This is a genomic window from Blautia sp. AF34-10, assembly GCF_003477865.1.
Classification (GTDB): domain Bacteria; phylum Bacillota; class Clostridia; order Lachnospirales; family Lachnospiraceae; genus Fusicatenibacter; species Fusicatenibacter saccharivorans.
In genome coordinates this window covers 23,328-35,614 of the sequence record NZ_QUED01000029.1, presented here as the reverse complement: position 1 = coordinate 35,614, position 12,287 = coordinate 23,328, and the positions used below count along the sequence as shown (strand labels likewise).

Sequence of the window (12,287 nt, the reverse complement as noted above, 5' to 3'; positions counted from 1 at the left end):
CGCCGCCGCAACCTTCGAGGCCCTTACTGGCGCCAGTTCGACCGCGGAATTCTCGCGCCGGAGGAGATTGTAAAAGGATTCTGCTCCCTCGCCCCGGAATACACCGAAGAAATCAAAGAGGTTTTCGCCCACTGCGAGGAAACCATCACCCCGCTGCCGTATGCAGAAAGCTGGGTACGCTCCTTAAAAGAAAAAGGCTACCGCCTCTACATCCTCTCCAACTACTCCGGAGACCTCTTCGAGCGCACCAAAGAGAAAATGCCCTTCCTCCCCTACATGGACGGAACCCTCTTCTCCTACACCTGCCATTTAACAAAACCGGAACCGGAGATCTACCAGCACCTGATCCAGAAATTCTCCCTCACCCCGGACCGCTGCGTATTCCTCGACGACACCAAAGCAAACGTCGAGGCCGCAGAGCAGGCAGGGATTCATGGAATTCATTTTACGGGATATGAAGATGGCGTGTCACAGTTGAAAAAACTGGGCGTTCTTTAAAAAACAGGCTGCCGCATTCATGCGTCAGCCTGTTTTTTTAGTATTAACTTACGCTTTCGCCGCCTCTTCCATCAGCCGCAGCATCAGTCCGACGCTGCCGACGTTATATCCGGCATAAGCGCGTCCGCCGATGTTTCCCGGCAATGCGAGTATCAGCAGTGGGAGTTTTTCTGCGTCGATTCCCATTTTTTCGGCGATCGCCGGGGCGTCGTCGGATGGGTCGAGGTAGAGGGACATATTGTGGATTGCTGCGCGGGCTTTCTGGAAAGTCGTGTTTTCCAGGTCGGCTTTCGTGCGGAGCACGGCTGCCATGGCAGCGTCTTTTGCGTTCCACTTCTCTGCGATTTCGATCAGCTCATTCAGAACATGCTCGGTCGGCTCCTCTCCGGTTCCGAGGAAGGCCAGAAGGATCGGGCCGTCTTTGGTGAGATCGTTCAGGGTATGCGCCTTTCCATCCAGATCCTCCAGCGTGATCTCCGGCAGTTCGATGTGCTCTAACAGCTCATCCAGCTCTTTTTTCACGGCTTCCAGATAAATCTCTTTTGCTTCTCCCGCCTTCAGTTCAAACACGCGGTATGCAGCATGCTGGTCACCGTTCGGCATACGCATACTTGTAATCAGACGATAGCAGCCCGGCTCCAGGGTCAGAGCCAGTGTTTTGCCATTGAATGCGGTTTCTTCGTAATTCAGCGTCTCAAACACTGTTCCGTTCCACTTTCCGATGGTCCACGTCTGATAATACTTCCATGCGCTTCCATCCTCCGCATTCAGTGTCAGAACCGCACTTTCCGTTTCATCCTTCAAAACAGCAGCTTCTGTTTCCACACTGTGGAATACCCCATCACGGTAATACTCCGGCTCCAGGGTCACCGGATTCAGTCTTGCCGCTACATTGAGACTCCGGCAGATTGCCACAAACAGAATCTTCTGCGCCAGAGGACTTCCCTGTTTCATCGTAAGGACGCCGACCGGTGTTGCCATGATCGTGTCATACTCTTCTTCTGCATGGAAGGTAATATTCTTCTTAAGATAATCCAGAATCCGTTCCGGCTGCTCCACAAAGCTACGTTTTGTCTCCTCTTCAAAAAATCCGCGGATCATGCTCCGATACGGCGTCAGCTCCTCGAGGAAAATACGCGGGCAAAGAAGATCCTTCCTGAAAATCTCCTCCGGCAGATCCCCCTGCTCGCAGTCGAGATGATCCTCTAAAACGGATGCCTTCAAGTCCTTCGCATCCTTTAAAGCCAGCGAAAACAGCAGCTTCTTCCGGTTCGGATTTTCATCTTTGGAAAGGAATGTATAAACCTCCTCAAAATTCTCTCCTGCCCGGTGGAAAATCTCTTCCGCTTCCGGATACGCAGCAGCCTTTTTCTCATCAAAGCATGCTGCAAACCGTGCCTTCCGAAGCCGTTCCGCCTCTGCCATCCGTGCCGCATTGCGCTCCTTCTGCTCCTTTGTGGCAACGACATTCCGTACCGGCACCTCCTTCGGTGCCCGGATTTCCAGCGTCTGCCACCTGTCATCCGCTTCCGGAACCGCCTCTTCACGAAGCACCAGTTCCAGCGAATCCTCCTCCTCAATCCGCATCATTGCCTCTGCCCGGCGTATTCCGTCAAATGCCCGTACCCGGATATCGCCAAGGCCAAGTGTCATCCGAACTTCTCCGTCCGCATCCGCAATCATCACTGCAGCCGGGAAAAACTCTGCCATATTCAGGATTTCAACCGCAATATGCGCTCCTGCAGCCGGTTTTCCATTCTCATCCTTCACAAGAATCTTCACCAGCTTCGTTCTGCCATAAAAATCTGTATGGTTAAAGTAGTACAGCGCTCCTTCTTTTCCAAGATACTCCTCGTTACTTTCCTTCACATAATCCGAGAAGTTCCGCGTATGAATCAGAATTGCCCGATTCGCCGGACCCGAGAACCAGCCGGTATCCAGCACTTCTTCCGGCTCACAGGCACCGAGAAAATGCCACTCGCCGTCCACAAACACCTCAACCCACGCATGATTGTCATCACAGTGCGCCCATCTTGGTGTATAGACCTGCCGCGCCGCAATACCGACACTCCGATACGCCGTAACTGCAAACGTTGACTCCTCGCCGCAGCGTCCCTTTCCGCTCCGATACATCGTCATCGGAGATGCCGTTCTGCTGTCCGTCGCCTCATACGTTGCATGCTCCGCACACCAGTAATTAATCTCCAGAATTGCCTCCCAAAGACTCATTCCGGCTACACGCCCCATAATCTGCTCGTAAAAAAACGGTCTGCAGTCCGTAATATCCTCGGAATTGATCCGGTCATACAGCACATAATTTACAAACACATCCTCCGGCAGTTCCTTACACCATGCCACCTTCTCCCGCAGCATCAGCGCATGCTTCACGTACGAAAGAAAAAGGTTAAATCCATATTCTCCCGCATCCCTTACCGGCATCGTACCATACAGAAACTTCATCAGCACAACCTCTTCTTCACTGCACTGTTTCAATTTTTCTTCGATAACAGGCATCACCGGAGCCAGAAGCTCTCTCCGTCCCTCAAATTTTTCCGTTGCATATTTTTTCAAATTTTCTGAGATCATGATTCTATCTATCCCTTTCTCTTTTTTCCTATCCGTCTCCACAACGTACATCCGCCCACCGGCGGCAGACGCCATGTGAAAAAGGATTCCTTGCGATTTTTCAGGAACACCGGAGCGAGGAGCCTTTTCACATACCGGCTGTGGGTCACTACGCTACATATTTTTCTTTATAAATGAAAGTAATTCTCCGCTGGGATCGCATTTATACTCCCAGAACATAATGCCCCCCATGCCCTTTTCTTTCAGGTACGCAATTTTCACCCCAAGTGACTCGCAGTCCTCATAGCTGATAAATGTTTCCCCGTCAAACAGATACGGAACCTTTGCCTGCTCATCCCAATACCGGATAAATCCCCTCTTTCCGATCCAGCTCTCTTTGAGCTCGCCATAGTCACCGCCATATCCTCCGACCGTCTCTGCTTCCATTCCAAGCCCGTTGCGGCATCCGGCGCCTTTTACTCCATCCCATTTTCTGGAATAAAACGGTACGCCAAGAATCAGCTTCTCCATTGGAACGCCTGCATTTACAAAACCGTTCACTGCCTTCTGCACACATGCATCAAACAAATTTCCCTCACTGTGATACAGCGCCGCATGATGTCCCGTCACCTTCTGGAAACCGCCCTGCAGATCATACGTCATCAGCTGCACATAATCCAGATACCGGGAGGCCTCCTTCATATCTGTCTGCAGTGCAAAGTAAACATCTCCGCCGACTGCTGTCGTTACAAGCATGCCTTCTCTGTACGCGTCCAGTGTCTTCCGAGCTCCGCCAGAAGCAGCGTATAATTCTCTTTATCCGATCTGTCCGACGCAATTCCTGCCAGCGATGTGCCCGGATACTCCCAGTCAATGTCAATGCCGTCCAGACCATACTCCTTCACAATTGCAAGTGCACTCGCAGCAAACCGCTCTCTTCCCTCTTTTGTTCTTGCAGCCTGGGAAAAGCCGTCTGCTCCCCAGCCGCCTACGGACAATACAATCTTCAGCTCCGGGTTGCTTTTCCGAATGGATACTATTCCATCCCGTGCATCCTTTGCATCCCATACAACTTCTCCGTCCCGGATCAGACCAAATGCAATATTGATCACGGTAAGTGCCCGCACATCCTCTTCTCGCATATGATTTAAGTCCGCCGTATTTACATAGCCAATTATTCTCTTCATCTCATAAGCTCCTCTGTCCGAATCGTTTTACTCATTAAAGGTTACGACTTCCCCGTGTCCCAGATTGTAGGTGATCTCATCCTCAAGCTCTACCTTCACAACCGTTGCAAACGGATGAATACTCATCTCTCCGGCCCAGATCCAGAGCGTTCCCGGAATACCGCTCCATGGAAGTGAACCTGTGTAGGAGAACCGGAGCTCCTCTCCCGTATGCAGAACCGTCACCCTTTTTACCGGTGTTTTAATGCCTTTCACACACAGTGTCTCCTGCGGCTTATCATAGACGAAAAGATACATCGTCTTCTTATCCGCCGAAATCGTGCTTCCGCCGAGGAAATGATTGTAATCCAGTCCTTTTTCTGTTCCAAATACCGCTTCCTTATGGTCATGAATCCATCCGCCCAGATCCAGAAGAACTTTCTCCTGGCGTTCATCCAGCGTTCCGTCCTCCTTCGGTCCGATATCCAGCAGCATTCTTCCGCCGAGGGTAATACAGTCACAGAACATGCGCACAATCTGACCGCTGCTCTTGTAATCATTGTCCGATGGACGATATCCCCAGGAATCGTTGATTGTCGTACAGAATTCCCACTCGCCTTTCGGTCCGTACAGCGGGATTCCCTGCTCCGGTGTCTCATAATCTCCATAGCCCTGCATTCTCGAATTCAATACAACGTTCGGATTCAGGGTATGCAGATATTCCCTGAATTCCGGCATCTTCCACTGTGCCGCGCTCCGTTCCCAGTCACCATCAAACCATAAAAGGTCCACCGTTCCGTAATTCGACATCAGTTCTTTTAGCTGATGGTTGTTGAATTCCAGAAACTCCTGCCATTTCTCCGGCTCCTCCTCTTTTCCGGCCGGGGAACCATAGATATCGTTCAAACAGTCTTCTTTTTTCATTCCTTCCGGGTAAACCGTGCGATACCGCGGATCCGACCAGTCGATCAGTGAATAATAAAGACCGACCTTCAGACCTGCCTCACGCATGGCAGCTGTATACTCTTTTACCAGGTCGCGCGCTGCCGGTGTTTTCTTCACAACACTTAAATCACTGTATCCGGTATCAAACAGTGCCACGCCGTCATGGTGCTTCGCTGTCATAACCACGTACTGCGCACCTGCTTTTTGAAACAGCTCCGCCCATTTTTTCGCATCAAACTTCGATGCTGTAAAGCCTTCACACTGTTTCATGTAATCTTCATAAGAAATATTTCCGTTGTGGAACGACCATGACTCTGACACATCACCCACCGCATAAATCCCATAATGGATAAAAATGCCCAGCTTCGCGTTCCGAAACCAGTCCTGCATCATCTCTTCCAGCTCCTCCTTTTTTTGTACTCCCGGATTAAAAGACTCCGGGCATAGCTTTTTTATCCGATCTAATTACCCCTTTATTGTTTCTTCCCATTATATCAGTTCTTGCCCAAAAAGAAAGGCATATTACCGTTTTACACTGTAATATGCCTTTTTTCACGCCACAGGAAATATCGTTACCTTTTCCTGTTTATTTCGCGATTTCCTCGATACCCTGAGTTGCTACCCAGTCCTCAAGTCCCAGAGAGTACATACCATCTACATAAGCCTGCCAGTCAGCATCGTTGTCAATGTCAAGCTCGCCGCATACGAACTGCGCCTGCTGCTGCTCAAAGAAATCTTTGATTGCTGTGTTCGTATCAGAGAAGGTATCAATTTTATCCAAGTCAATCCAGTAGGACGGAATAATTTCTTTGGTCAGATTTGCCTCATAAGCTTCCTCTGTTGCTTTTTTCTCATCATACATCGGATGCTCTTCTACAAACTCGAAGTCTACCGGCAGATATTTCGGCAGAGACTGCGGCCACAGATTGCCCCAGGAATATTTTTCCTGATCTTCCTCAGACAGTGTGGTGGTGTCAATCGCATGGTATCCGTCATCCTCTTTGTTTACAATCACACCAACCGGTCCTCTGTTGCAGCCGATGCCGTTCTCCAGTGCGAATGCATTGTCAAACCAGCGGCAGATGATTTCCGGATGCTCTGCCTTGTTTGTGATGACAGCCTGGGTTCTGTATACGCTGAAGCCTTCCGTATCGCGCAGCCAGATTCCGTCTTTGTCTGTGTTCAGAACAGGCATGGAGTCGAAATCGCCTCTTTCCTCTGCAGCCGGGATTCCGGTAAACTCGTTGCTTCCGTATGCGATGGAAACGCCGTACAGGTCCTGATTTCCTTTACCTTCCCATGTGGAGCTGTCCTGTGTGTAAAGCTCTACGTCTACGAGTCCTTCTGCATACAGTTTGTGGAACCAGGAAAGGAACTCACGGTATGTATCGCTGACACCGCCGTAAACAACCTTTTCATTCTGGATTGCAATACCAAGTTTGTTCATCGGAAGTCCGAAGTAACCGGCCATAGCCTCGATATGTTTGTTGTTCGGGTCGGTAGAGAACGGGATTTCATCGGAAGCGTCACCGTTGCCGTTTGCATCCTGCTCTTTGAAGGCTTTCAAGACTGCCTCAAACTCGTCTGTAGTGGTCGGCATGCTCATGCCAACATTCTCCAGCCATTTCGTATTGATGTATGGGCTGTATCCAACGGTTGTATCGGTACATACGTACGGAATTGTGTAGATGTGTCCGTCCGGTGCTGTCATTTTTTCTCTTACACCCGGCAGATCCAGGATCGCAGAAATGTTCGGGCAATATTTCTCAAAATAATCTTCCAGCGGAATGAATACGCCCTGGTTTACACCATAGGTGAGGATTGCATTATCGCTTAAGGTCCATCCGCCGATCACATCCGCGTAATCTCCGGAGTTCAGATCCAGATTCAGTCTCTCCGTTGCTGTTTCGTATGGATAAATTTTCAGGTCAACGTCTACATTGGTCTGTTTTTTGAACTCATCGAGCATGATAAACTCGCCGGATTCGCTGGAATCATCGCAGAAGATGGAGAAGGTGTAATCTCCCTCGTCTACCAGCGGAAGACCTTCCTGATACATAATGCCGTTTACTTTTCCGTCCTCATCCACGGTGTCGTTTGCTGCGGATGCTGCGGATGCTGCAGAAGCACTCTTTGCCGAGCTGCTTCCATTATCACTTCCACATCCGGTAAACATAGATGCCACCATTACTGCAGTTAAAACTGCTGCGACTGCTTTTCTTTTCATGATTTTTCCCTCCTGTGTTGTTCCGGCGGCATTTTCCCGCCGGAAGCGCTTTTGCCTGTCCGTTGTCCGGACTCTTTATTTACATACCGCCGTTTCCCGTGCGGCAGATAAATCGTTAAAAAAACTTCTTCTTGTAAATCAACCCTTCATGGATCCGATCATAACACCCTTTACAAAGTGCTTCTGCACCAGTGGGTACATAACCAGAACCGGGATACTGCTGATGATGATCAGCGAGTATTTCATAACGTCGATCAGCTGCTGTTTTTCCTGCAGTGCTGCTCTTGCTGCCGCAGTTGTTGCTGTCTGGGACAGCGCGGTCTGGTTCGTGATCAGGATGTTACGCAGAACCAGCTGCAACGGATACTTTGCTTTGTCCGAAATATAAACGAGTGCTGAGAAGTATGAGTTCCAGTGACCGACACCATAGTACAGAACCAGAATTGCGATGATCGCTTTGGAAAGCGGAAGTGCAATCTGGAAAAAGAATCTCGCCTGGGTGCAGCCGTCAATTTCAGCTGCCTCATACAGCTCTTCCGAAATGTTCGACTTGAAGAAGGTTCTTGCCACGATCATGTTGTATACGCTTAAGCATCCCGGAAGAATCAGTGCCCAGATCGTGTTCAGCATCTGCAGTCTCTGAATAACCAGATAGGTAGGGATCAGACCGCCGCCGAAGAACATGGTGATCAGGTAAAAAATGGTGATCGGTTTCTTTCCGGAGAAATTGCTTCTGGAAAGTGCATATGATGTCGGAAGCGTTACGATCAGGTTGACCATGACACCGCAGAAGGTGATGATCAGGGAGTTTAAAAAGCCTCTCATAACCTGGTCGTTTTTAAATACTTCTGCGTAGCCCTTCAGGGTAAATCCGATCGGGTGAAGCAGTACTTTACCACTCGATACGGCGCTTGGCGCACTGATGGATGAAATGATAACCCAGTACAGCGGATATGCCACAACAAACAGAACCAGCGTCAGGATAATGAAGCAGGCTGCGTCAAAAACGACGTCCTCTTTGCAGCGTTTTATTTTCTTTTTTGTCACTGCGGTATTTTCTTTACTCATGTTTTTGTTTCCTCCTACCACAGGCTGTTGCCCGAAAGTTTATCAGATATCGTATTGACAATGATCAGCATAACCATGTTTACGATGGTGTTGAACAGACCGATTGCTGAAGAATACGACATATCGTTGTTGATCAGACCGACCTTATAGACGTAGGTGGAAATGATCTCGGATACACTGGCATTCAGGTTGTTCTGCAGAAGGAAGGCTTTTTCAAAGCCGACGGAAAGAATGCTTCCGCAGTTCATAATCAGAAGAATGGTCGCGGTCGGCATGATCAGCGGAAGGTCGATGTGACGGATCAGCTGTAATTTCGTCGCGCCGTCTACCTTTGCCGCTTCATGCAGCTCCGGGCTGATGCCGGCGAGTGCTGCGAAGTAGATAACAGAGCTCCATCCTGTACTCTGCCATACGCCGGTCCACACATAAATGTGTCTCCAGTACGCTTTCTTCGCCATGAAGTTGACCGCCGGAATTCCGATTGCTTCCAGTACGTGGTTGATAACACCGACGGACGGAGACAGGAACAGAATGATCATACCGCACATAACTACGGTAGAAATGAAGTTCGGCGCGTAGGTGACGGTCTGGATCACTTTCCGGTATCTCTTATGGCGGAAGGAGTTCAGCATCAGTGCCAGGATGATCGGAATCGGGAATGATACGACCAGTCCGTACAGACTCAGGATCAACGTGTTCTTGATGGTGGATGCAAAGTATGGAGAGTTGAAGAATCTCTCAAAGTAGTACATGCCTACCCACGGGCTCTTAGTGATTCCGGCCGTCGCATTGAAGCGGCGGAACGCGATCTGTACACCATACATCGGAATGTAGCTGAAGATGAATGTCAGGATCACGCCCGGAACACAGAAAAGCCAAAGCGAGATGTCTCTCTTAAAGGCGCGGATGGTACGGCCTTTTTTCTTTGCTTTTGTTGGTTTCTCTTTCATTTCTCTCTTTCCTCCCTTTTAAAGGTTTCGTGTTTTCCTTGATTGTCGCATTTCCGGTCGTAAACATTTTGAACATTTTGCTTTCGCATCATCCTCGCGTGTTCCTTCTTTTTTGTGCAACTGCTACAATCAAATCTGTGATTTAAGATTTATCCAACACTGTTTTGTTGAATTTATTTTACCTTTTGTTACCTTATTTGTCAACCATTAATTGAACATATATACCAGTTTGTTACTTTTACGCAATTTAAGCAGGCGTTTTTTAGGCACTTTTCCTATATTTCGACGCGTTTTTCGGTTTTTCTGTCCCTTGCGGCCGTGATCCATGTTATCTTTTTTCGTATTTTCGTCCATTTCAAAGAAACAAAAAGGGAGAAAATACGTCGTTTTGTTTCGCAACATATTTTCTCCCTTTGTTCAGTTTTATTACTTTTTATATTATCTTCCGTCAAGCCTTACATTTCAGTTACATTTCCGCTCCACCATTTCTCTGCTCCATCCTCGAGCATCAGCTCATAGTCATGGCAGATCACTTCCGGTTTTCCCGGAATCTGGACAAAGTTCATCTCCTCTTTGGAAAGCTGGAACGAAACTTCTTTTTTCTCACCCGGTGCAAGAGAAATTCTGGTAAAAGCTTTCAGCTCTTTGATTCTCGCTACCACACCGCCGGAACGTTTCCGCACATACAGACACGGAACGGAGGTTCCTGCCATGGCACCGGTGTTCTCTACGGTAAACGAAACGGCAGCACCGTTTTCTTCTTTGTTCACGGAAACATCGCTGCACGCAAACGTCGTGTAGGATTTTCCCTCACCGAACGTATGCAGCGGCTGGCTCGTCATATCGCAGTATGCCGGAACGACGGAGGTACGGTAATTGTAGCACACCGGAATCTGACCGGCGTGGCGCGGCATGGATACCGGGAGACGGCCGGACGGATTCGTGGTTCCGTAGAGCATCTCTGCAACGGCCTTGCCGCCCATCGGACCCGGATAAAACGCATACAGAAGGGCATTCGAAGCATTTTCGATATCCTCGATGCAGTATGCTCTTCCTGCGATCACAACGGTTACCATCGGCTTGCCAAGGCGGGCAAGCTCTGCAACCAGTTCTTCCTGTGCTGCCGGGATGTGAACCTTTGCGGTGTCCATTCCCTCGCCGCAGTCCATCGAACGGCTGCCGGTTCCCTTGGATGCTGCACCGTTTGCATCGAACACAGCTCCGCCGAAACGGGAAGAAGAACCGCCGACAACAGCTACGATCACATCGCTCTTTGCTGCAAGTGCCAGTGCTTTTGCTTTCTCGTCCTCGTCAGCCTCTGAAAATTCACTTCCCATTGCATAGGAAACTTCCACGCCCTCCGGTGCTTCCTGTTTCATGCCCTGAAGGACGGTGACGCACTCGCTTTCCGGAACCGGCGGGGTGTAGTCGCCGAGCATGCAATAACGGTCTGCTGCGTGATAGCCGATCACAGCTACTTTTTTGTACTTCTTAGCAAGCGGCAGCACACTCTCCTCGTTTTTCAGAAGAACAGCGGACTCCCGTGCCAGGGAAAGAGATACTTCCGGGATCCCGGCTTCTTCCGGGGTGAGCATGTTTTCTTCCATATAAGGATGTTCAAACAGACCCTTTTCAAATTTCAGCTTCAGAACTTTGAGAACAGACTCGTCGATCTCGCTCTCATCGAGAAGTCCCTGCTCTACGGCCTCGCCGAGACGGCTGAACGCTTCATCCCAGAGGCTCACATCCACACCGGCTTTTCTCGCTGCAACGCCTGCATGCAGAGTATCACCCTCGGTATTCTTAAGGAAATCTACAGCCAAACCATCTGCCATCACAATGCCGTCAAAGCCCATTTCACCGCGCAGAACATCGCGGAGCAGCCATGCGTTTCTGTGGCAGTACACGCCGTCGATCTCGTTGTATGCCGCCATGATGCCTTCCACGCCTGCTTCACAGCACGCTTTTGCCGATGGAAAATGGATTTCCCGCAGCTCCCGCTCGCCGATTCTTGCAGCACTCGCGTTCACACCTCCGGTTGTCTCGCCCTGTGCGCAGAAGTGTTTTGCCACACTGCCGACACCGGTGGACTGCATACCGGTGACTGCCGCTTTTGCCATGGATGCGGCAAGGCACGGGTCTTCAGAGTAGCACTCCTCACTTCTTCCCCATCTCGGGTCGCGCGCCATATCGAGCGCCGACATCAGCGCCAGATCCACATGACCGCTCTTTAACTGTTTTCCGCATGCCTTGTAGCCTTCGGAAAGAAGTTCCGGGTCGAATGTTGCGCCTGCTGCCAGGTTGACCGGAAGCAGACCGCCGCCGAGCGCCTGATGGCCGTGCGGGCACTCGGTGCTCATCATCATCGGGATGCCGAGGCGGGAATGATCGATCACATATTTCTGTACTATATTATAGGCTTTTGCGGAAAGTTCCAGCACAATGCCGGTCTTCTCATCTTTATCTGCCCACGGATCGGCACGGTACAGGCCGTACAGGACGCCAAGCCCTCCCATGCGCTCTACTTCCTCTTTAAATTCCTCTGTCAGTGTAAACTCCTCACCCTGTCTCTCGTAAATCCGGAATCCGTACAGACGCTGATTTAACTGTCCTACTTTTTCCTGCAGCGTCATTTTTCCGAGCAGGTCTTTTGCGCGCTCTTCCGGGGAAAGGGCCGCATTCTGATATGCTTCCATTGTTTTTGTTTCCTCCTTGTCCTTCTCCTTATTTCAAGTGGCTTTATTGTACCGCATTCTTTTCATTTTGTCCACAGTAAGTTATCTTTCGTTCATTTTTGTTCATTTTAATGTTGAATTTTATTACTTCTGGTGTTATGATACCTTTTGTCGACACGTTTTCCGCGTGTTT

At 49.7% G+C, this 12,287-nt stretch carries 9 protein-coding genes; 1 reads left to right on the top strand and 8 read right to left on the bottom strand.

What is annotated here, in order from left to right:
- Positions 1-498: HAD family hydrolase (locus DWZ60_RS14795; RefSeq protein WP_147397758.1), on the top strand; the 498-nt coding region annotated here is incomplete at its 5' end.
- Positions 499-546: 48 nt separating this feature from the next.
- Here DWZ60_RS14795 and DWZ60_RS14790 read toward each other — a convergent pair.
- From DWZ60_RS14790 to DWZ60_RS14750, 8 genes are all read right to left on the bottom strand, one after another.
- On the bottom strand, positions 547-3,084 hold the full coding sequence (locus tag DWZ60_RS14790) for a transglutaminase domain-containing protein (protein ID WP_119221962.1): 2,538 nt from the start codon (positions 3,082-3,084) through the stop codon (positions 547-549).
- A 153-nt stretch (positions 3,085-3,237) separates the two neighbouring features.
- On the bottom strand, positions 3,238-3,819 hold the full coding sequence (locus DWZ60_RS21335) for a glycoside hydrolase family 18 protein (protein ID WP_119188856.1): 582 nt from the start codon (positions 3,817-3,819) through the stop codon (positions 3,238-3,240).
- On the bottom strand, positions 3,810-4,250 hold the full coding sequence (locus tag DWZ60_RS21330) for a glycosyl hydrolase family 18 protein (RefSeq protein ID WP_119188855.1): 441 nt from the start codon (positions 4,248-4,250) through the stop codon (positions 3,810-3,812). Before DWZ60_RS21330 ends, DWZ60_RS21335 begins: the two co-directional genes overlap by 10 nt.
- Positions 4,251-4,277: 27 nt before the next feature.
- Positions 4,278-5,576: an alpha-L-fucosidase gene (locus DWZ60_RS14775; RefSeq protein ID WP_256372493.1), complete on the bottom strand. Its 1,299-nt coding sequence runs from the start codon at positions 5,574-5,576 to the stop codon at positions 4,278-4,280.
- A gap of 184 nt (positions 5,577-5,760) precedes the next feature.
- Positions 5,761-7,401 carry an extracellular solute-binding protein gene (locus DWZ60_RS14770; protein WP_055264780.1) on the bottom strand — a complete coding sequence of 547 codons (1,641 nt, stop codon included), beginning with the start codon at positions 7,399-7,401 and terminating at the stop codon, positions 5,761-5,763.
- A 138-nt stretch (positions 7,402-7,539) separates the two neighbouring features.
- A complete protein-coding gene (locus DWZ60_RS14765) occupies positions 7,540-8,469 on the bottom strand; it encodes a carbohydrate ABC transporter permease (protein WP_022463175.1) in 930 nt (309 codons plus the stop codon).
- A 14-nt stretch (positions 8,470-8,483) separates the two neighbouring features.
- Positions 8,484-9,419: an ABC transporter permease gene (locus DWZ60_RS14760; protein ID WP_022463174.1), complete on the bottom strand. Its 936-nt coding sequence runs from the start codon at positions 9,417-9,419 to the stop codon at positions 8,484-8,486.
- 455 nt (positions 9,420-9,874) lie between these two features.
- A complete protein-coding gene (locus tag DWZ60_RS14750; RefSeq protein WP_022463172.1) occupies positions 9,875-12,115 on the bottom strand; it encodes a glycoside hydrolase family 3 N-terminal domain-containing protein in 2,241 nt (746 codons plus the stop codon).
- Positions 12,116-12,287 lie beyond the last annotated feature (172 nt).